The sequence below is a fragment of the Citrobacter sp. UYEF32 genome, from assembly GCF_040546205.1.
Classification (GTDB): domain Bacteria; phylum Pseudomonadota; class Gammaproteobacteria; order Enterobacterales; family Enterobacteriaceae; genus Phytobacter; species Phytobacter diazotrophicus.
Genome location: NZ_JBEPNI010000005.1, coordinates 443,077 through 463,143 on the forward strand (window position 1 = coordinate 443,077; position 20,067 = coordinate 463,143).

Genomic DNA, 20,067 nt, shown 5'->3' on the forward strand with positions numbered 1-20,067 from the left:
GATGGTTGAAACGCTGCTCGAAGTGCGCAATCTAAGTAAGACGTTCCGCTATCGTACCGGGTGGTTTCGTCCACAAACCGTGGAAGCGGTTAAATCGCTCAGTTTTACCCTGCGTGAGAAGCAAACGCTGGCCATTATCGGCGAGAATGGCTCTGGCAAATCGACCCTGGCAAAGATGCTGGCAGGCATGGTGGAACCGTCCACCGGTGAGTTATTGATTGACGATCATCCTCTGCATTACGGCGACTATTCATTTCGTAGTCAACGTATCCGCATGATTTTCCAGGACCCGTCGACCTCGCTAAACCCGCGTCAGCGCATCTCGCAGATCCTCGATTTCCCGCTACGTCTGAACACAGACCTGGAGCCGGAGGCGCGGCAAAAACGCATCTATGAAACGTTGCGCATGGTTGGCCTACTGCCCGATCACGCCAGTTACTATCCTTACATGTTCGCGCCGGGGCAAAAACAGCGTCTGGGGCTGGCTCGCGCCTTAATATTGCGCCCGAAGGTGATTATTGCCGACGAAGCGCTGGCGTCGCTGGATATGTCAATGCGCTCGCAACTGATTAATCTGATGCTGGAATTACAGGAAAAACAGGGTATTTCGTATATTTATGTGACCCAGCATATCGGTATGATGAAACATATCAGCGATCAGGTTCTGGTGATGCATCAGGGTGAAGTGGTTGAACGCGGGAGTACCGCGAGCGTGCTGGCTTCGCCGCTTCACGATCTGACTAAGCGCTTGATTGCCGGACATTTTGGCGAGGCGCTGACCGCCGATGCCTGGCGGCAGGATCGCTGAGTAAAAAAGCCGCAGAATTCTGCGGCTTTTTTGTGCTCATCCCCATAAAATAATCCCAGGTATATAGCTTTCTGTACTGACTATTATTGGCCGACAATCCGGACGTGAACTTATCTGTTGAAATAGTAGGTAGCGTAAAATTGTATTTATTATTAGTGTTTATCGTTATAGCACAACTTACAGTGGACGCTATCGCTTGCACTGAGTTAAATATAATGATTAAAAATAAAAACCGCCACATAATGCTCTCCTTAGCTAATCCTTGTAGCGATTAACATACGACAATAATTCATCAAGAAAAGATATTAGCTCTTCTCAATCAACAGTACTTATTCCTGAGCGCAATTATGATCCTTTCCTTAAGATTAGGTCATGCTAAGACTGGTAATGCATCGTTTGATTAACTGTACGCCATATCCCACTTCCCGCTGGTTGGATGACCCGGAATGGTACTCTGGTGATATACTTTTGCGGTATCGAACTGTTAATGAGTCAGTCTTATACATATCCTTGGGCGTATCCTGCCATCACGGAAAAAACGTGACACCGACGGCGGCTGCTGGGATAATTCGATTTCGTTTTGATTTATGTTGAAATGGCAATCATAAGCTGTTGATTGTTAAAGTAAATAAAAGCAATGACTATAAGGATTAAAGCTATGGGTTTTCTTACCGGTAAGCGCATTCTGGTAACGGGTGTTGCCAGCAAACTTTCCATCGCCTACGGTATCGCGCAAGCTATGCACCGCGAAGGCGCTGAACTGGCGTTCACTTATCAGAACGACAAACTGAAAGGCCGTGTGGAAGAGTTTGCCGCTCAACTGGGTTCCAGCATCGTACTGCCGTGTGACGTTGCGGAAGATGCCAGCATCGAAGCCCTGTTCAGTGAACTGGTTAAAGTATGGCCGAAATTTGACGGTTTCGTTCACTCCATCGGTTTTGCGCCGGGCGACCAGTTGGACGGTGACTACGTAAATGCCGTAACCCGCGATGGCTTCAAAATCGCACATGACATCAGCTCCTACAGCTTTGTGGCACTGGCTAAGTCCTGCCGCGAAATGCTGAACCCAGGCTCCGCACTGCTGACTCTGTCCTACCTGGGCGCAGAACGTGCTATTCCTAACTACAACGTTATGGGTCTGGCAAAAGCCTCTCTGGAAGCGAACGTTCGTTACATGGCGAACGCGATGGGCCCGGAAGGTGTTCGTGTTAACGGTATCTCTGCTGGCCCGATCCGCACCCTCGCGGCATCTGGCATCAAAGATTTCCGTAAAATGCTCTCCCACTGCGAAGCAGTTACCCCGATTCGCCGCACCGTTACCATTGAAGATGTGGGTAACACCGCTGCGTTCCTGTGTTCTGACCTGTCCGCAGGTATTTCCGGTGAAGTTGTTCACGTTGATGGCGGTTTCAACATCGCTGCAATGAATGAGCTGGAACTGAAATAATCGCCCTCGCCCCCTGCCACAGGGGGCGCATTTCATTACCCCTTTTCCCCTTTGCATTCCCGCTTGTCCCCCACATCCTGCAGTCTGTGTGTTTTAACGTTATATATATCTTTCTGATATTTATTATCACGTAACATTCTTTCATCCCTTCCACCGCTTACGCCAGGATAAAACAGCGAAAAAGATCCGCGTACCAGCATAACGACGAGTCCGGATCGCCACTTTTAGACCAAGGAACGACCATGGAACAACGCCGTGTTTCCGGCAAAAGCCACTGGTATCATGAAACCCAGTCGAGCGCCCGTCAGGCTCAGGCGCTACCCTTAGTTCCCGAAGCAGCCACTGTTGACGACCCGTTTCTGTTAAACCTCACCCTGCCCGATGCATTAATTCAGGCGTGCAACAGTTGGCTGACGCCAGCACGAACACTGTACAAATTCCTGTTTCCCCAGCGCGTAACGGTCAATCGCCTGCATACATTCAGCGCCTACGACCGCCTGAGTACCGCACTGACTGTCGCTCAGGTATATGGCGTGCAGCGCCTGTGTAATCACTATGCCGCACGTCTGGCCCCCCTTCCCGGCCCGGACTCTTCGCGGGAGAGCAATCGACGTCTGGCGCAAATTACGCAATATGCCCGCCAGCTCGCGCTGTCACCTGGCGTTATTGACGCCCGTGCCCGCCAGCAGCTTGATGACGTGGGATTAACAGAATACGACATTATTTTGATGGGCCAGGTTATCGGTTTTATTGGTTTTCAGGCGCGCGCCATCGCCACTTTTCAGGCGCTACAGGGACAGCCTGTGCGCTGGATCCCCGGCATGGAAATGCAGCAAGAGGCCGAACATGCCTTGTTTGATGCAACGCAAGCACAGTGGACGCCAGGCATTGCGCCGGTGGATTTACGCACCGCCAGCGCACGTCAGATGGAGTCACTTGCCAACTGGCAACCGTTGCCTGCTTTTCAGCTTCTCGCGCCCGTACTGGCGCATGAGTACCCCTCACTGGATGCGCTGGGTGAAATTTATAGCGGCGCGCTCCCGGCGCTGGTGGACGACAACATTACACAACTGGTCACTCTCTACACTGCGCGAATTAATGGCAGCGTAAATTGCTTTAGCGAAGCCTGGCAACGCTGGCACGGTGATGATGACCTTGCCGAAGCGGTGCGGAGTGGTGATCGGGTACTGAAATGCCTCGGACAAACTCGCGAGAAAGAAGGTGCCATTGTGCAAGCTGTTCAGATGTTGACCTGCGCGCCCGACCGTTTTAGCCCGGCGCATTTTGCTCAGTTGAAAGAGAATGGCATTAACGAAGCATCAGCCATTGGATTGCTTATCTGGTGCGCGTTATGCGGCTGGTTAAACCGTCTGAAAATTGCCTTCGGTGACATCGCCTGATTCTGGTACAAGCGCCCTTACCCGGCATGTGGCTTTCTGCTAAGTCAGGGACGGGCATTTTGCTGAAACAGCGCTTGCTGCAACAGGCAGATTCGCGTAAAACTGTCAGCCGCTCTTTCAGCCACGAAAATACAAAATTATGTTTCAGGACAACCCGCTGCTCGCGCAGCTAAAACAGCAACTTCATTCCCAAACACCCCGTGCGGAAGGTGTCGTTAAAGCCACGGAAAAAGGCTTTGGTTTCCTCGAAGTCGATGCGCAAAAAAGCTACTTTATTCCGCCGCCGCAGATGAAAAAAGTGATGCACGGCGATCGAATTATCGCTGTGATCCACACCGAAAAGGAACGCGAATCCGCTGAACCTGAAGAGCTGGTTGAGCCGTTCCTGAGCCGTTTTGTTGGCCGGGTGCAGAAGAAAGATGACCGTCTTTCTATTGTTCCTGACCATCCGTTAATTAAAGATGTTATCCCCTGCCGCGCTGAACGTGGCGTGACGCACGATTTCAAAGATGGTGACTGGGCGGTTGCTGAAATGCGCCGTCATCCGCTCAAAGGCGATCGCAGCTTTTATGCTGAGCTGACGCAATTCATCACCTTCGGTGACGACCATTTTGTGCCATGGTGGGTCACCCTGGCACGTCATAATCTTGAAAAAGAAGCACCAAATGGTGTTGCGACCGCCATGTTGGATGAAGGCCTTGAGCGTATCGATCTGACCTCGCTGGATTTTGTTACCATCGACAGTGCCAGCACCGAAGATATGGACGATGCGCTGTATGTTGAAGAGACCGCCGAAGGCAAACTGCAACTGACCGTTGCGATTGCCGACCCAACCGCGTGGATCGCAGAAGGTAGCAAGCTGGACAACATCGCCAAAGTGCGTGCCTTTACCAACTACCTGCCAGGCTTCAACATTCCGATGCTGCCGCGTGAACTGTCTGATGACTTGTGTTCACTGCGCGCTAATGAAGTTCGCCCGGTACTGGCCTGCCGCATGACGCTGGATGCGCAAGGCGCTATCGAAGACAATATCGAATTCTTCGCCGCGACGATTACGTCAAAAGCCAAACTGGTTTATGACGAGGTCTCTGACTGGCTGGAAAACAGCGGTAGCTGGCAGCCACAAAACGAGGCTATCGCTACTCAAATTCGTCTGCTGCAGCGCGTATGTCAGGCTCGTTCTCAGTGGCGCCAGACCCATGCGCTGGTGTTTAAAGACCGCCCAGACTATCGCTTTATTCTTGGCGAAAAAGGCGAAGTGCTAGATATCGTTGCCGAGCCGCGTCGAATCGCAAACCGTATTGTGGAAGAGTCAATGATTGCCGCCAATATCTGCGCGGCTCGCGTACTGCGAGACAAGCTCGGCTTTGGCATTTATAACGTGCATTTGGGCTTTGACCCGGCGAACAGTGAACAGCTTGCCACGCTACTGAAAGGCCACGGAATGCACGTGGATGCGGAAGAAGTGCTGACGCTGGATGGCTTCTGTAAGCTGCGTCGCGAGCTGGACGCACAGCCGTCCGGTTTCCTCGACAGTCGCATTCGCCGCTTCCAGTCCTTTGCGGAAATCAGCATCGATCCAGGTCCACATTTTGGTCTGGGTCTCGAAGCTTACGCCACCTGGACATCCCCTATTCGTAAGTATGGCGATATGATCAACCATCGCCTGCTGAAAGCGGTAATCAAAGGTGAAACCGCAGAACGCCCACAGGCCGAAGCTACCGTGCAGATGGCTGAGCGTCGTCGTCTTAATCGCATGGCGGAACGCGATGTTGGTGACTGGCTGTATGCCCGTTTCTTGCAGAATAAAGCCGGTACCGAAACCCGATTTAGTGCCGAGATTATCGATATCAGCCGTGGCGGCATGCGTGTTCGTCTTGTGGATAACGGCGCCATTGCGTTTATCCCGGCACCGTTCCTGCATGCAGTACGCGATGAATTAGTATGCAGCCAGGAAACCGGGACCGTGCAAATTAAAGGCGAAACCGTTTATAAAGTGACTGACGTTATTGATGTCACCATTGCGGAAGTTCGTATGGAAACCCGTAGTATTATCGCGCGCCCAGCCGCCTGATAAACCACGTTGTTTTGCTCCCTCTTTCATTCAGAGGGAGCAAAAATTTCTTTGTGAAAGCGATACCACCCTCATTTTTTTTCAAATCCTCACAAAAAGCATTAAAAGCGACCACAATAAAATAACTTTGCACATTTTTACGGCGTTCTATCCATTTTTTCGCATCTGATGTTCTTTTGTACGGAACTCGTTTTATTATAAGATTGTAAATAAAAACAATACCTTCATCCCTGATTACCCCTTAATAAAAGGGGGTTAATCCGTCATTAGATGAGTAACCGTTGCGCTTTTTGGTGGGTTGGGAGACAGCATGAGAGACGATCAGGAACAGAATCTACTGTTTCGTTACCTGGGTTCCAGCAGCCCATTCTGGCGATTGACCGCTGACAGCAACGCATTACATTTCGCCCCTGATGAAGACTCTGAGTCAAGTCAGGTTGTGACACTTAATGATGAGCAGGCAACACAGCTACGACAAATGACCGTTATTACTTCCAGCCTGACTATGCATATATCTTTATTTGGCGATAATGTTCCCGTTCATTTAGTTGGCCGCAAAATCAATAAAACCGAGTGGGCCGGAACCGCGTCAGCGTGGAATGACACGTCATCCGTGGCACGGGATCTGGTTCAAGGGCTCTCCTTTGCCGAACAGGTTGTTTCCGAAGCCAATTCCGTAATCGTCATCCTCGATCGCCATGGCAATATCCAGCGCTTTAATCGACTTTGTGAAGAATATACGGGTTTAAAAGAGCAAGAGGTTATAGGGCAAAACGTTTTTAAACTCTTTATGAGCCATAACGAAGCCGAAGCCTCTAAACGCAATATCTCTGAATTTTTCCGTAACGGCGCTTCTTACGAAGTCGAACGCTGGATTAAAACGCGAAAGGGGCAACGTCTGTTCTTATTTCGCAATAAATTCGTACACAGCGGCAGCGGAAAAAACGAAATCTTCCTTATTTGTTCCGGCACCGATATTACCGAAGAACGTCGGGCACAAGAGCGCTTACGGGTTTTAGCGAATACCGACACCATTACCGGGTTGCCCAATCGTAATGCTATTCATGAGTTAATCAGCAACGCGATTGATAATCGTGGCGACACGCAAATTGGTATTGTTTACCTGGACCTGGATAATTTCAAAAAAGTAAACGATGCCTATGGCCATATGTTCGGCGACCAACTTTTACAGGCCGTGGCCCTGGCAATTTTAAGCTGTCTGGACGAAGGCCAGACTCTGGCGCGCCTGGGAGGTGATGAGTTTATTGTCCTGGCGACAGATTCGTCGCAAAGCGCGCTGGAGGCGATGGCTTCGCGTATTATCACCCGTCTGCGCCAGCCCTTCCGGATTGGCCTCATCGAGATTTACACCGGTTGTTCGTTGGGGATTTCCCTTGCCCCACAGCATGGTAACGATCGCGAAAGCATTATTCGCAACGCCGATACCGCGATGTATATCGCAAAAGAAAACGGACGTGGGAAATTCTGTGTTTTCACTCCCGAGATGAATCAGCGGGTTTTCGAGTATTTATGGCTTGATACTAACCTGCGTAAAGCACTCGATAATGACCAACTGGTGATTCACTATCAGCCCAAAGTCACCTGGCGTGGTGAAGTGCGCAGCCTGGAAGCCCTGGTGCGCTGGCAGTCGCCGGAACGTGGGTTAATTCCGCCGCAGGATTTTATTGCCTATGCAGAAGAATCAGGGCTGATTGTGCCCCTGGGGCGCTGGGTTATGCTCGATGTCGTGCGTCAGGTTGCGAAGTGGCGCGATAAGGGCATCAATTTGCGTGTGGCGGTAAACGTCTCAGCACGACAGTTAGCAGACCAGTCGATATTCAGCGATTTAAAACAGGCTTTGCATGACCTGAATTTTGAATATTGCCCGATAGACGTTGAACTGACAGAAAGTTGTCTGATTGAAAATGCGGATCTTGCGCTGTCAGTGATTCAGCAGTTCAGTGATTTGGGCTCTCAGGTACATCTCGACGACTTTGGTACCGGTTACTCTTCCCTTTCACAACTGGCGCGTTTTCCTATAGATGCGATAAAACTCGATCAATCCTTCGTTAAGGATATCCATAAGCAGTCTGTTTCGCAGTCACTGGTGCGGGCGATTGTTGCGGTCGCACAGGCGCTGAATTTACAGGTGATAGCCGAAGGGGTTGAAAATGCGAAAGAAGACGCCTTCCTTACCAAGAACGGCGTCAACGAACGGCAGGGATTTTTATTTGCTAAACCCATGCCCGCTGCCGTATTCGAGCGATGGTATAAGCGCTATCAGGCGCGGAAAAAGGGCTAGCTCACTTTACTTAAACTGGTGGATGAATGCCGGTTCTGCAACTGCACCAGACGTTCCATATACGCCACGTCTTTCGGTTGCAGGCAGAAGGCGGCATCAACCCAGTCTTCGGTAATGTCCATGAGCTCACTGCGAGGAAGCTGCATTACGCGCTGACGCGCGCGCAACATCGCGCGGATACCATTGAGCCGGGGTTGCAGCGTATCAATAAACGTACGTACAGCCAGATAGCTTTGTCCGGGCTCAAAAAGCTCATCCACCAGACCCTGTTGCGCATACCACTCCGCTGTATGAGACTCGCCTTTGTAGATCAATTCCTCCGCCAGTTTCATCCCTGAGCGACGGGCCACCAGCGAATAACCGCCCATGCCCGGGAACAAGTTAAAGGCAATTTCCGGAAATCCGAGGCGAGCATCGCGTTGCGCCAGGACAAAATGGTGCGCCAGCGCCGCTTCAAAGCCGCCGCCTAATGCACTGCCTTCGACCATGGCCAGCGAAATCGCTCCAGTATCGAACCCGCGAGACGCCGCATGTACGCAATCGACGCAAGCACGGGCATAGGCACGCAGTGCTTCCCGGCGGCCATTTTGGATGCACTCAACAAAGAAGTTCAGATCGCCCCCCACGTTGTACATGCCGGGTACCAGCGAGCCCGTTACCCAGAAATCGACGGCAAATCCCGCTTGTCGGACAAGCCAGGAGATGTTCATGATCTCTTCGATTAATACATGGTTAAAACAGGGCCGAGGCTGAGCGCGCAACATCATCCATACAGTGCGGCGTTCTTCTTCGTAGTAGCCCGAAAGTTGCGTAAAACGTTCATTATCCGTAAAAAGTTTACACGTAGCCTGGTTGATAACTGTCATAGACTTACTCCTCCGGAAATAAAAGCGCAGTGTGCGCAGAGCAAGACTAATCCAGCAGCAACCTTAGCTGTATGTAACTTAATGAATATATAATTAGTACTTATAATATTTTGAGATTTCGCTTTTCCCCTTCTCTTTTTACACTGTTTTCTGCATCATTCATTTTGTTAATTTTCAAACATAAAGGTGAAGACATGGCCGACATTGATGTAAAGCAACTGACCGGACGGCTCGATACCGTGCTGGACATTCTGGTTGCGGGCGATTACCAATCCGCCATTCGTAACCTGGAAATTCTGAAGGCTGAATTACAGCACCTTGATAACGCGGATAAATCCGCACCTGCAGGCACCCCTAAAACACCCTGGGAAGTCTGACTGATACCCTCTCGCGTTAGCGGACCACAGGAAGGTGGCGCCGTTATAGCTTTTTATTAATAGACGTAACGACTCTGAAAGTAGTGGACATGAATTCCCGACAACAATTAATACTGCAGACGGTAATCGATAAGGGGCGAATGAGCGTTTCGGATCTGTCAAAAATGACAGGGGTTTCCGAAGTGACCATCCGACAGGACCTCAATACCCTTGAAAAACAGAGTTACCTGCGTCGTACGCACGGTTTTGCCGTTCCGCTGGATAGCGACGACGTCGAAACGCGCATGATGAATAACTACACCGTAAAACGTGAGCTTGCTGACTACGCCGCATCGCTGGTAAGTGACGGCGAAACGGTATTTATCGAAAACGGTAGCTGCAACGCGCTGCTGGCCCGTCGTCTTGGTGAGCAACGTGGCATCACTATCATTACCGTTAGCAGCTATATCGCACATCTCCTTAAAGATGCCCTGTGTGACGTTATTCTGCTGGGCGGTATTTATCAGAAGAAGAGTGAAAGCGTCGTCGGCCCCCTTACCCGGCAATACGTTCAGCAAGTGCATTTCAGCAAGGCATTTATTGGCATTGATGGCTGGTTGCCTGATACCGGTTTTACCGGCAGAGATATGATGCGCTCTGACGTGGTTAACGCGGTGCTGGAAAAAGGCAACGAAGCCATTGTCCTGACCGACAGCTCAAAATTTGGCGCGGTGCATCCATACACGTTGGGCGTGGGCAACTGCTTTAATCGTGTAATCACCGATGCGGGTATCCCCGCAGATGCTCAGCGCCAGTTGCAGGAATCTGGTCTTCTGGTCGATATCGTCAATACAGCCGCTTCGCTTTAATAGAAACAGCCCGCTCAGTCGGGCTATCTCCTTCATATCTGAGACTATTCTGACCCGCCAATTAAGACTATTTACCCTGCCGGTAAAAATGTTCAGACGTAAAATTATATTCAGCGATATAACAGGACGTAACTATCACACGCGTGAATTTAGTAACACCTGCGCCATAAGGTTTTACGGAAAGTCTTTAGTACAGGCTAAAGGCACTATACTTAAAGAGAACACTTTCCGTGAATCAACTATTCAGGAGAAAGTATGATGATGTTAACAAGCAAAAAAATGGCAGCCGCTCTGCTGGCTGTAACCCTGGCAATGTCTCTGAGTGCATGCGGTCACTGGTCTAAACGCGATCGTAATACCGCAATCGGTGCCGGCGCGGGTGCTTTAGGTGGTGCTGTCTTAACCGATGGTAGCACGCTGGGTACACTGGGTGGCGCGGCGGTTGGTGGTATTATCGGTCACCAGGTTGGTAAATAATTCGCTTCATCACGGCACTTAAAACAGAATAAAGATACTTTCTTTCAGGTCTGAATAAGCAGTATTAAAAAGGCCGCGATGAAAATCGCGGCCTTTCTCTTAGGCAGAAATCTTACCCGCCTGCCAGTTTAACTTTCATCCCTTTCGCTTCCAGTAACGATTTAAGCAAATCACGTTTATCGCCCTGAATTTCAATAACGCCATCTTTTACTGAGCCGCCGCAGCCACATTTCTTTTTGAGCTCAGCGGCTAAGGTTGTAAGCGCGGCGTCATCACCTTCAACACCGGTGATCAGGCATACCCCCTTCCCTTTACGGCCACTGGTCTGACGCTGTATACGCACAACGCCATCGCCTTTCGGGCGCTCAACGGGCGCTTTTTCTTCATTAATTCGCCCGGTTTCGGTGGAATAGACCAGACGACTATTGTTATCGCTCATTACGCCTCCAGGCCAAGAGATGCGTTAATATCGCGCAGAGTCTGAGCAGGATCAGCAGACTGCGTGACCGGGCGACCAATCACCATATAATCTACACCGGCTGCCAGCGCCTGCTCCGGGGTCATAATGCGACGCTGATCACCCACCTCACTGCCCTGCGGACGAATACCCGGCGTCACCAGTTTGAATTGTTGACCAAAAGCCGCTTTAAAGCGCACCGCTTCTTGCGCTGAGCAGACGACACCGTCCAGACCGCATTGCTGCGTCAGGCCCGCCAGACGTTCTGCGTATTCAGCAGGGGTAGCGGTAATACCTAATCCTTGCAGATCGCTGGCTTCCATACTGGTGAGTACCGTTACTGCAATAAGAAGTGGCGCATCGTTACCGAAAGGGAGAAGCGCCTCTTTGGCGGCGGTCATCATTCGTGCACCGCCAGAAGCATGTACGTTCACCATCCACACACCTAAATCTGCCGCTGCTTTTACCGCGTGCGCTGCCGTGTTTGGAATGTCATGAAATTTTAAGTCCAGAAACACGTCAAAACCGCGTCGTTGCAGGTCGCGAACCAGTTGCGGGCCAAACAGCGTGAACATCTCTTTGCCGACTTTCAGCCTGCAGTCACGGGGATCGATGCGGTCAACAAAGGCCAGAGCCTTATCACGGTTATCGTAGTCAAGCGCGACCACGACCGGAGAAGACGTTAACGCGCGGGAAATAGATGAAGCAGTGGACGTCATGATGAGACCTTCTTTGATGAGGGCACCCGCTCAGGCGCGAATAATAAACGGCGAGCATTCTACCTGTGCTAAAGCGGAATTGACAGGCTCCATTCACCTACTGCCAGGCAATGAGACTGCGGTGCTAAACCTGACGGGTGAAAAAAACCATTAGTATGTTGTAACTAAAGTACGCTTTTTTTTAATACTACTGCCCGTCGAGACCGCGAATAGGCTTAACGGTCGACCAGGCACGGCAGGACGGGCAATGCCAGTACATCGTAAAGGCGGTAAAACCACATTTATGGCAGCGATAGCGCGGTTTGCTGCGAATTTGTTCGCCTACCATGTCGCGCAGTACCATCAGACTCTCTTTTGCGCGCCCTTCTTCCGCTTCGTTCAGATGGTAATCCATCAATTTATGGAAAACACGCATCGTTGGGTGGCGCTGCAATTGACGCGTGACGTACATCTGCGCAGGATCCTGCCCTTCGCGGTTTTCCACAATTTCCGCCAGCATCAATTCCGCTGTTGCGCCGGTGTTCTCTTCGACACAGCGCTGGAGGAACGCGGCCCACTCGTCCTGTTTGCCCAGATGCTGATAACACACCTGCAGCATTTCCAGCGTTTCGCTGACCAGTTCTTTATCCTGGTCGATGACACGCAGAAGGCTCTCTACCGCTTTAGCGTATTCCCCTTTTGCCATAAACACGCGTCCCATCATGATCGACACGCGCGGGCTATCGCGGTCGGCGGCCGCTCCTTTTTTCAGCAAGGCCATCGCCTTATCCATATCGTCATTCCCCATTTGCTGTAACGCCAGTTCACAGTAAAAATGGGCAATTTCGCCTCGCTGCTTATCTTTACCAAGCTTAACCAGCCGCTCCGCAACATCAATGGCTTTCTGCCAGTCGCTGGTCGCCTGATAAATTTGCAAGAGCTGCTGGAGCGCGCTGATACGAAAATCTGTCTCATCAACAAGTTGATTGAACATATCTTCCGCACGGTCATACATCCCTGCGGCCATGTAGTCACGGCCCAGTTGCTGAACGGCAAGCAATCGCTGGTCATAAGAGAGCGACGCGCTTTCCATCAGGGTCTGGTGAATGCGGATAGCGCGATCGACTTCGCCGCGCGAGCGGAACAGGTTTCCGAGGGTAAGATGGGCTTCGACAGTGCCGGTATCCTCTTTGAGCATGTCGAGGAACAGGTCCACCGCCTTATCTTGTTGGTTGCTCAGAAGCAGGTTCATACCGGCTACGTAATCACGCGATAGCCGGTTTGCTTCGTCCTGCTTAGTTTGTTGAGCATTTCTGCGCCCCATGTACCAGCCGTATGCAGCCGCAACAGGTAACAGCAGAAACAACAACTCCAACATATACGATTATTCCTTTACTACCGGCGTACCGGGATTCACAGCAGCCGTGGTAGCAGGCGCGAGTTGATGCTCAAGTCGTTTAATTTTCCGCTCCGCACGCGCCAGAGAAACACGTACGCGCAGCCAGAACAGACCACAAATCAGCCAACCAATGACAAAACCAGCAGCAAAAAGAACGGCCAGTAATGTCGAGATGCGATATTCGCCCTGGGCGAGCAGATAATTGAAGGTCACCTGCTGATCGTTTTGTGCACCAAGCGTGACCGAAACGACAAAAATCGCCAGCACCAATAAGAAAATGAGTAAATATTTCACATTACTTCCCGTTATGTGGTTATGAGCGAATAAGTTATGTTCAACTGACTGCATCCAGCCTTATAAACTACCATTTTAGCGTCTGGCGGGAAACGGAAATGCGTGACACCTCATACTGATTTAGGGTCTAAATGCAGAATTTCAACTTTCCTGCTCCCTTTCGGCGATTTCCTGCTTCTCTTCGACGGGTGGCGTCAACGGTCCACACAGGCGTTGCGCAAGCCAGGTGGCGATTGTCACCAGCATCCAGGAGATGAGTGTCGCGACAACCAGATCGCGAGGCCAGTGCATGCCCAGCAGTAATCGGCTTCCCATGACACTTGTAGCCCACAGCAGTAACACGACAAGGGTCCAGGTACGACGACGAGGCCAAAGCAAACCGACACCAAGGAGCGCCCAACTTGCAGCAAACATGGTATGGCCTGAGGGGAAGGCAAACCCCGTTTCGTTTTGCCAGTGTTTGCGTAAAAACTCAGGAATAGCCGCCTGGTTGATCAACTGTGTTTCCACGAGTTGGCTTCGCGCTTTACGTTTCAGGCTGTAAAACTCATCGGATTGAATATTATGTGTTTTTTCAAGCCAGACCACAAATGGCCTGGGTTCCTGTACCCGCTCTTTCACCCACGATTTCACCCCCTGGCCCGCAAGGATCGCACAGCCCAGGATAGCAAACAGCATGAGTGCCGCTTTTAATCGAAAACGCAGGCACCACAAAAACCAGCCGCAGAGAATTACATGGGTGATAATGCCCCAGGGTTGGGTCACGGTCTCCGTCATCCAGTACATTGCGCGCAGCCATCCACTGCTTTCCTCAGGCTGCCAGCGCCAGCCTGATATCCATACAACAACCGGCATAATTAACAGTATTCCCGCACCGACTGTCGTGCGCTTTGCAATAGAAAACATCTCTTCTCCTTTGATCTGTAACTTCACAATCATAACTGATAAATAACATTTTCGGGAAAAGTGCCAGATTTGTGCGTTTTAACAGCAATGCGTCAGGAGGTGGTTAGTGATGTAAAGCGCATTGTGGCAAAATGACGTTATACAAAAGGCCAATCGTCTGACGGCCAGCATAAATCTGGAGAATCACATGCAGCTTAAACGCGTGGCAGAAGCCAAACTGCCAACCCCATGGGGCGATTTCCTGATGGTGGGTTTTGAAGAACTGGCAACCGGGCAGGATCATGTTGCACTTGTCTTTGGGGATATTTCCGGGCAGTTACCGGTTCTGGCACGAGTCCATTCGGAATGCCTGACGGGCGACGCGCTGTTCAGCTTGCGTTGCGATTGCGGTTTCCAGCTCGAAGCGGCATTAACGCACATTGCCGAGGAAGGCCGGGGCGTGTTGCTGTACCACCGCCAGGAAGGTCGTAATATTGGCCTGCTCAACAAGATTCGCGCCTATGCGCTGCAGGATCAGGGTTACGACACCGTGGAAGCAAACCATCAGTTAGGATTTGCCGCCGACGAACGCGACTTCACCCTGTGCGCCGATATGTTCAAACTGCTGGGTGTGGATGAAGTACGTCTGTTGACCAATAACCCACTCAAAGTCGAGATCCTCACCGAGGCCGGAATCAATATCGTTGAACGCGTGCCGCTGATTGTCGGGCGTAACCCGAAAAATGCGCACTATCTCGATACCAAAGCCGCGAAGATGGGTCATCTGCTAAGCGAATAACACTGAATATGCCGGGTAACTGTCACGCAGCCACCCGGCATAGCGGACGTTTAATGCAGCATATTGCGGATCACATAATGCAGAATGCCGTCATTCTGGTAGTAGGTCAGCTCTGTGGACGTATCGATACGGCAGCGACAATTCACCGCCTCTTGCGTACCGTCAGGGCGGGTTAACGTCACCGGAATGGTCGCACCGGGTGTAAGCTGATTCAGCCCGACGATATCCAGTTTCTCTTCCCCGGTCAGCCCCAGCGTTTTACGCGTTGCGCCCTGCGGGAACTCCAGCGGTAAGATGCCCATCCCAATCAGGTTTGAGCGGTGGATACGTTCGAAAGACTCCGCAATCACCACCCGCACGCCCAACAGGCGCGGCCCTTTCGCCGCCCAGTCACGGCTGGAGCCGGAACCGTACTCTTTACCGGCAATAACCGCAAGCGGCGTACCCTGCTGCTGGTAACGCATCGCGGCATCATAGATAGCAACCACTTCTTCACCCGGTAAATAACGGGTCATTCCCCCTTCCACACCGGGGACCATTTCGTTACGAATGCGAATATTAGCAAATGTGCCGCGCATCATGACTTCATGGTTACCGCGACGCGAGCCATACGAGTTGAAATCCCGCCGCTCGACGCCGTGGCTTTGTAGGTAACGACCTGCGGGGCTATCGGCTTTGATGCTACCCGCCGGTGAGATATGGTCGGTGGTGACGGAGTCGCCGAGCATCGCCAGGATGCGCGCACCGTGAATATCCTCAACCGGTTTCGGACTCGCTTCCATATCCTCAAAGAACGGAGACAGCCGAATATAAGTTGAATCACCCTGCCAGTCGTAGGTGTCCGAGCTTTCCACTTGAATCGCCTTCCATTCCGCTGTCCCTTCGAAAACTTCTGCATATTCTTTACGGAACATATCGGTGGAGACTTGCTCGACCGCGCGGGCGATATCCTGGCTGGATGGCCAGATATCTTTCAGATAGACCGGATCGCCTTTACGATCGTGACCCAGCGGATCCGTGGCCAGATTGATGTTCATATTACCCGCCAGCGCATAAGCGACCACCAGCGGCGGTGATGCCAGCCAGTTGGTTTTCACCAGAGGATGGATGCGCCCTTCGAAGTTGCGGTTGCCCGAGAGCACCGCGCCAACCGTGAGATCCCCCTGCTTGATGGCCTGCTCGATAGGTTCTGGCAGCGGCCCCGAGTTACCGATACAGGTAGTACAACCGTACCCGACGAGGTTGAATCCCAACTCATCGAGATACGGCGTTAGTTTCGCCTGAGCGAGGTAATCGGAAACCACTTTCGAGCCCGGCGCCAGTGAGGCTTTCACCCATGGCTGACGTTTTAACCCGGCCTTGACCGCGTTTTTTGCCAGCAACCCCGCAGCCATCAGGACACTTGGATTCGACGTGTTAGTGCAAGAGGTAATCGCAGAGATCACTACCGCGCCGTCAGGAAGCTCATGTTTTTCACCTTTGAACACGTACTCTACTGGCTTACGATCCTTCTGGGCGGTATTGAGTTCCAGTTCAGTACTGGCAGCAAAAGCTTTAGGCACATCTCCCAGGGCCACACGGTCCTGGGGACGTTTCGGCCCGGCCAGGCTGGCTTCAACATCATTCATGTTCAGTTCAAGCGTGCTGGTAAAGATGGGCTCGTCGCCTGGGTTACGCCACATCCCCTGCGCTTTGGCATAAGCCTCAACGAGGCTAACCTGCTCTTCGCTACGTCCGCTAAGACGCATGTACTCAAGCGTTACGCCATCAATCGGGAAAAAGCCGCAGGTCGCGCCATACTCCGGCGCCATATTGGCGATAGTCGCCCGGTCAGCCAGAGGAAGCGAGTCCAGGCCATCACCGTAAAACTCAACGAATTTGCCCACTACACCATGCTTGCGCAGCATCTGGGTTACGGTCAAAACGAGGTCTGTGGCGGTGATCCCTTCGCGTAATTTGCCGCTCAGTTTGAATCCGACCACATCAGGGATCAGCATGGAGACGGGTTGGCCCAGCATAGCCGCTTCCGCTTCAATCCCCCCGACACCCCACCCCAGCACGCCGAGACCGTTGATCATCGTGGTATGCGAGTCGGTTCCCACCAGGGTGTCCGGATACGCCACCCACTCTTTGTCCTGTAATTCGCTCCATACCGCTTTGCCCAGATATTCCAGATTGACCTGGTGGCAAATTCCGGTTCCCGGCGGCACGACGCTAAAACGGCTGAACGCCTGCTGTCCCCAGCGCAGGAAAACATAGCGCTCGTGATTACGTTCCATTTCAAGGCGGACGTTCTCTTCGAAAGCGTCGTCATCACCAAAATGATCGACAGTGACGGAGTGGTCGATAACGAGATCTACGGGGGAAAGCGGATTCACTTTAGCGGTATCGCCACCGAGACGTTTAACCGCCTCACGCATGGCGGCAAGGTCGACCACCGCCGGGACGCCGGTAAAGTCTTGCATCAAAACGCGGGCGGGACGGTAAGCAATTTCACGGTCGGCATGGGCTGTTTTCAGCCATCCCGCAAGGGCACGGATATCTTCTTCTGTGACAGAATCGTCATCCTGCCAGCGCAGGAGATTTTCGAGTAATACTTTTAGCGACTTGGGTAGACGCGCAATATCCCCAAGTTCCTTTGCGGCCAGCGGCAAGCTGTAGTAGTGATACGTTTTATTCTCTGCCTGCAACGTGTCCTTACTGGCTTCGCGTAGGGTAGACGACATAAGCTCCTCCTTAATAACAGGGATAGCGAAACCCTGATGCTTATCAGGGTCTGTATTAAAGATAACACAAACATGTCGTAACGTTTTCATAACAACTCAAAAGGCTAAATCTTGAGGTCAGGTGGGCAAGTGCTGGAGATTAAAGCAAAAAACCTCGCCTGAGCGAGGTTTTTCAATTGATTAGGATAACCATATCCTGATGAGCTCTCCCCAAAACAACAGGGAAAAAGAAAACGCGCTCATCCATGACCAGTATTTTACAGAACGGCGATTATTCATCATATACACACCAAAGAATGTATTCATTGAAGCTGCGTTGAGACGCAATTTATTATTGCTGTGGTGTATTTATTTAACAGTACACAAGTACACATCAGAATCATGAGTTAATTACCTCGCTAATTCTAATGATAACAATTATTGTTTTGGCACTTCGTCTTCCGCGAAGATGTCAATAAACGCTTGCTGCTGTGGCGTCAATTTCCAGGACGCCGGAACAGTAGTTGAAGCTTGCGGTTTCGCTGCTTTCGGTTTGTCATGCGGATGACACACTTGCTTCACTGGCTCAGAGCGACCTGTCACAGCCATTTTAACCCCAGAATTTCCAGATAATTAACGCTACCACGACCCAAAAGACGGCAGAACCCAGAAATACCGCCAGCCACGCTTTACGCTTGAGCTGCGGGTCCCTTTGCGGTTCTTCGCTTCCTGATGGCATTGCTAACCTCGTACAATCGACATCACTTATCATTTTAGGCACCAACAATCGGTACAATTAATCATGGATGAGATAAATCCTAAAGAAACTTTAGTCGAAAAGCTAGTGAATTTACGCATCCTGTTCAAAGAATATTTAATCTTTTGACCGCAAATAAATTATTGAAGTGAAAAATTTGCGAAGGGGCAATTTAGTTTCTATGTTTGTCGCAAATTTATGACAGATTATGTAACAGGAGGGAAAATCAATCAGGCAAAAGTATCAGATGGAAATAAGAGGATGATAACAATAATTCGACTTAGGGAAGGTTAAGGGGCTCCTTTTGCTATAAAAGGCTACCCCGCTAACATTATTTTTCCGGAAGTTTAATGTCCTTAAACATCGCCTCAATATCTTCGTTCGAACGTAACGCCACGGCGGCGTCAACCACATCACGCGTCAGGTGTGGCGCAAAGCGCTGAATGAAATCATACATGTAGCTGCGCAAGAACGTGCTGCGACGAAAACCGATCTTGGTCGTACTGTGGCTGAAAATTTCCTGCGCATCCAGTTTTACCAGATCCGGGTCGGAAATCGGGTCGACGGCCATACTGGCAATCACCCCTACACCAAGCCCCAGACGCACATAGGTTTTGATAACGTCCGCATCGGTCGCCGTAAAGACAATACGCGGCGACAGCCCTGCCCGGTTGAAGGCGGTATCCAGCTCAGAACGCCCGGTAAAACCAAAGGTGTATGTCACCAGCGGATATTGCGCCAGCTCCTCAATCGACACCGATGGCTTACCTGCCAGAGGATGATCCGGGGTCACCACAATCGAGCGATTCCAGTGGTAGCACGGAAGCATCACCAGGTCGTCATAGAGATGCAGTGCTTCGGTAGCGATAGCAAAATCCGCATTACCTTTGGAGACAGCTTCCGCAATTTGCGTTGGCGACCCCTGATGCATATGTAACGAGACCCGGGGATAACGTTCGATAAATCCCTTAATCACGTTCGGTAACGCATAACGCGCCTGCGTATGGGTGGTCGCAACATAGAGCGAGCCTTTATCCGGCCAGGTATGTTCCCCCGCCACCGATTTAATGGCGTCAACTTTAGAGAGAACTTCGCGGGCAATACGGATAATTTCCTGTCCGGCTGGCGTTACCTGCGTAAGGTGTTTACCGCTGCGGGCAAAGATCTGTATCCCCAGTTCATCTTCAAGCATACGAACTTGCTTACTGATGCCTGGCTGAGAGGTATAAAGACCTTCTGCCGTTGAGGAGACGTTGAGATTATGGTTCACCACTTCAACGATATAGCGAAGCTGCTGTAATTTCATGAAAGACCATCCAAATTCGCGCAAACGGGCAATCGCTTAAGACGATTTCATAATAAAAAAGGATTTAACTATAACCACTATATCATTTATATCTTCTATGTATAGATTCGAACAAAAAATAATAACCATGTTATAAAAAAAGGGCCGGATAACCGGCCCTCAATTTAA

General features: G+C 51.0%; 20 protein-coding genes. 9 read left to right on the forward strand and 11 right to left on the reverse strand.

Going from position 1 to position 20,067, the window contains the following annotated elements:
- Window position 1: 1 nt before the first annotated feature.
- From sapF to pdeR, 5 genes are all read left to right on the forward strand, one after another.
- The gene (gene sapF / locus ABIB59_RS16650) at window positions 2-808 is read left to right on the forward strand and encodes a putrescine export ABC transporter ATP-binding protein SapF (protein ID WP_039076947.1); all 807 of its coding nucleotides are present in this window, start codon (window positions 2-4) and stop codon (window positions 806-808) included.
- 658 nt (window positions 809-1,466) lie between these two features.
- Window positions 1,467-2,255 (forward strand): enoyl-ACP reductase FabI, encoded by a 789-nt coding sequence (fabI, locus tag ABIB59_RS16655; protein WP_039076945.1) that lies wholly within the window; start codon window positions 1,467-1,469, stop codon window positions 2,253-2,255.
- Between the two features lie 242 nt (window positions 2,256-2,497).
- Window positions 2,498-3,655 carry a carboxymuconolactone decarboxylase family protein gene (locus ABIB59_RS16660; protein WP_107223051.1) on the forward strand — a complete coding sequence of 386 codons (1,158 nt, stop codon included), beginning with the start codon at window positions 2,498-2,500 and terminating at the stop codon, window positions 3,653-3,655.
- Window positions 3,656-3,794: 139 nt separating this feature from the next.
- Window positions 3,795-5,729, forward strand: coding sequence for an exoribonuclease II (locus ABIB59_RS16665; RefSeq protein WP_108701375.1), 1,935 nt, complete (start codon window positions 3,795-3,797; stop codon window positions 5,727-5,729).
- Between the two features lie 310 nt (window positions 5,730-6,039).
- Window positions 6,040-8,031 (forward strand): cyclic di-GMP phosphodiesterase, encoded by a 1,992-nt coding sequence (gene pdeR, locus ABIB59_RS16670; protein WP_039076942.1) that lies wholly within the window; start codon window positions 6,040-6,042, stop codon window positions 8,029-8,031.
- Here the strand turns inward: pdeR and ABIB59_RS16675 are convergent.
- The gene (locus ABIB59_RS16675) at window positions 8,028-8,897 is read right to left on the reverse strand and encodes a crotonase/enoyl-CoA hydratase family protein (RefSeq protein ID WP_354036229.1); all 870 of its coding nucleotides are present in this window, start codon (window positions 8,895-8,897) and stop codon (window positions 8,028-8,030) included. The genes pdeR and ABIB59_RS16675 overlap by 4 nt on opposite strands.
- Before the next feature lie 194 nt (window positions 8,898-9,091).
- On the opposite strand from ABIB59_RS16675, the gene yciZ reads away from it, so the two are divergent.
- The 3 genes from yciZ to osmB all read left to right on the forward strand — a co-directional run bounded on the left by yciZ (window position 9,092) and on the right by osmB (window position 10,599).
- The gene (yciZ, locus tag ABIB59_RS16680) at window positions 9,092-9,274 is read left to right on the forward strand and encodes a protein YciZ/DeoL (RefSeq protein WP_039076940.1); all 183 of its coding nucleotides are present in this window, start codon (window positions 9,092-9,094) and stop codon (window positions 9,272-9,274) included.
- Between the two features lie 89 nt (window positions 9,275-9,363).
- Window positions 9,364-10,122, forward strand: a complete 759-nt coding sequence (gene yciT / locus ABIB59_RS16685) for a DNA-binding transcriptional regulator YciT (RefSeq protein WP_039076939.1) — start codon at window positions 9,364-9,366, stop codon at window positions 10,120-10,122.
- Window positions 10,123-10,380: 258 nt separating this feature from the next.
- Window positions 10,381-10,599, forward strand: a complete 219-nt coding sequence (osmB, locus tag ABIB59_RS16690; protein WP_039076988.1) for an osmotically-inducible lipoprotein OsmB — start codon at window positions 10,381-10,383, stop codon at window positions 10,597-10,599.
- A 112-nt stretch (window positions 10,600-10,711) separates the two neighbouring features.
- Here osmB and yciH read toward each other — a convergent pair whose 3' ends face one another.
- The 5 genes from yciH to pgpB all read right to left on the reverse strand — a co-directional run bounded on the left by yciH (window position 10,712) and on the right by pgpB (window position 14,353).
- Window positions 10,712-11,038 (reverse strand): stress response translation initiation inhibitor YciH, encoded by a 327-nt coding sequence (gene yciH, locus ABIB59_RS16695; protein ID WP_071194088.1) that lies wholly within the window; start codon window positions 11,036-11,038, stop codon window positions 10,712-10,714.
- Window positions 11,038-11,775, reverse strand: coding sequence for an orotidine-5'-phosphate decarboxylase (gene pyrF / locus ABIB59_RS16700; RefSeq protein WP_317077632.1), 738 nt, complete (start codon window positions 11,773-11,775; stop codon window positions 11,038-11,040). The genes yciH and pyrF overlap by 1 nt, the downstream gene beginning before the upstream one ends.
- 187 nt (window positions 11,776-11,962) lie before the next feature.
- Entirely contained in the window at window positions 11,963-13,132 is a 1,170-nt protein-coding gene (lapB, locus tag ABIB59_RS16705) for a lipopolysaccharide assembly protein LapB (protein WP_354036232.1), read from the reverse strand.
- A gap of 6 nt (window positions 13,133-13,138) precedes the next feature.
- Window positions 13,139-13,447 (reverse strand): LapA family protein, encoded by a 309-nt coding sequence (locus ABIB59_RS16710; protein WP_039076935.1) that lies wholly within the window; start codon window positions 13,445-13,447, stop codon window positions 13,139-13,141.
- Between the two features lie 141 nt (window positions 13,448-13,588).
- Window positions 13,589-14,353: a phosphatidylglycerophosphatase B gene (pgpB, locus tag ABIB59_RS16715; protein WP_334748552.1), complete on the reverse strand. Its 765-nt coding sequence runs from the start codon at window positions 14,351-14,353 to the stop codon at window positions 13,589-13,591.
- Window positions 14,354-14,540: 187 nt separating this feature from the next.
- Here pgpB and ribA point away from each other — a divergent pair, with 187 nt between their 5' ends.
- The gene (ribA, locus tag ABIB59_RS16720) at window positions 14,541-15,131 is read left to right on the forward strand and encodes a GTP cyclohydrolase II (protein WP_039076933.1); all 591 of its coding nucleotides are present in this window, start codon (window positions 14,541-14,543) and stop codon (window positions 15,129-15,131) included.
- A gap of 50 nt (window positions 15,132-15,181) precedes the next feature.
- On the opposite strand, the gene acnA is transcribed toward ribA, so the two are convergent.
- From acnA to cysB, 5 genes are all read right to left on the reverse strand, one after another.
- Window positions 15,182-17,857, reverse strand: coding sequence for an aconitate hydratase AcnA (gene acnA / locus ABIB59_RS16725; protein WP_354036235.1), 2,676 nt, complete (start codon window positions 17,855-17,857; stop codon window positions 15,182-15,184).
- Window positions 17,858-18,037: 180 nt separating this feature from the next.
- Window positions 18,038-18,136, reverse strand: a complete 99-nt coding sequence (gene ymiC, locus ABIB59_RS16730) for a small membrane protein YmiC (protein WP_334312449.1) — start codon at window positions 18,134-18,136, stop codon at window positions 18,038-18,040.
- Window positions 18,137-18,274: 138 nt separating this feature from the next.
- The gene (locus ABIB59_RS16735) at window positions 18,275-18,445 is read right to left on the reverse strand and encodes a YciX family protein (protein WP_165158723.1); all 171 of its coding nucleotides are present in this window, start codon (window positions 18,443-18,445) and stop codon (window positions 18,275-18,277) included.
- 1 nt (window position 18,446) lies between these two features.
- Entirely contained in the window at window positions 18,447-18,608 is a 162-nt protein-coding gene (locus ABIB59_RS16740) for a YmiA family putative membrane protein (protein ID WP_075203587.1), read from the reverse strand.
- Window positions 18,609-18,924: 316 nt separating this feature from the next.
- Entirely contained in the window at window positions 18,925-19,899 is a 975-nt protein-coding gene (gene cysB, locus ABIB59_RS16745) for an HTH-type transcriptional regulator CysB (RefSeq protein ID WP_039076931.1), read from the reverse strand.
- Between the last annotated feature and the right edge of the window lie 168 nt (window positions 19,900-20,067).

Coding starts and splice junctions, on each gene's coding strand:
- sapF (WP_039076947.1), top strand. CDS start 2: ATGGTTGAAACGCTGCTCGAAGTGCGCAATCTAAGTAAGACGTTCCGC.
- fabI (WP_039076945.1), top strand. CDS start 1,467: ATGGGTTTTCTTACCGGTAAGCGCATTCTGGTAACGGGTGTTGCCAGC.
- ABIB59_RS16660 (WP_107223051.1), top strand. CDS start 2,498: ATGGAACAACGCCGTGTTTCCGGCAAAAGCCACTGGTATCATGAAACC.
- ABIB59_RS16665 (WP_108701375.1), top strand. CDS start 3,795: ATGTTTCAGGACAACCCGCTGCTCGCGCAGCTAAAACAGCAACTTCAT.
- pdeR (WP_039076942.1), top strand. CDS start 6,040: ATGAGAGACGATCAGGAACAGAATCTACTGTTTCGTTACCTGGGTTCC.
- ABIB59_RS16675 (WP_354036229.1), bottom strand. CDS start 8,897: ATGACAGTTATCAACCAGGCTACGTGTAAACTTTTTACGGATAATGAA.
- yciZ (WP_039076940.1), top strand. CDS start 9,092: ATGGCCGACATTGATGTAAAGCAACTGACCGGACGGCTCGATACCGTG.
- yciT (WP_039076939.1), top strand. CDS start 9,364: ATGAATTCCCGACAACAATTAATACTGCAGACGGTAATCGATAAGGGG.
- osmB (WP_039076988.1), top strand. CDS start 10,381: ATGATGTTAACAAGCAAAAAAATGGCAGCCGCTCTGCTGGCTGTAACC.
- yciH (WP_071194088.1), bottom strand. CDS start 11,038: ATGAGCGATAACAATAGTCGTCTGGTCTATTCCACCGAAACCGGGCGA.
- pyrF (WP_317077632.1), bottom strand. CDS start 11,775: ATGACGTCCACTGCTTCATCTATTTCCCGCGCGTTAACGTCTTCTCCG.
- lapB (WP_354036232.1), bottom strand. CDS start 13,132: ATGTTGGAGTTGTTGTTTCTGCTGTTACCTGTTGCGGCTGCATACGGC.
- pgpB (WP_334748552.1), bottom strand. CDS start 14,353: ATGTTTTCTATTGCAAAGCGCACGACAGTCGGTGCGGGAATACTGTTA.
- ribA (WP_039076933.1), top strand. CDS start 14,541: ATGCAGCTTAAACGCGTGGCAGAAGCCAAACTGCCAACCCCATGGGGC.
- acnA (WP_354036235.1), bottom strand. CDS start 17,857: ATGTCGTCTACCCTACGCGAAGCCAGTAAGGACACGTTGCAGGCAGAG.
- ymiC (WP_334312449.1), bottom strand. CDS start 18,136: ATGAATAATCGCCGTTCTGTAAAATACTGGTCATGGATGAGCGCGTTT.
- ABIB59_RS16735 (WP_165158723.1), bottom strand. CDS start 18,445: ATGGCTGTGACAGGTCGCTCTGAGCCAGTGAAGCAAGTGTGTCATCCG.
- ABIB59_RS16740 (WP_075203587.1), bottom strand. CDS start 18,608: ATGATAAGTGATGTCGATTGTACGAGGTTAGCAATGCCATCAGGAAGC.
- cysB (WP_039076931.1), bottom strand. CDS start 19,899: ATGAAATTACAGCAGCTTCGCTATATCGTTGAAGTGGTGAACCATAAT.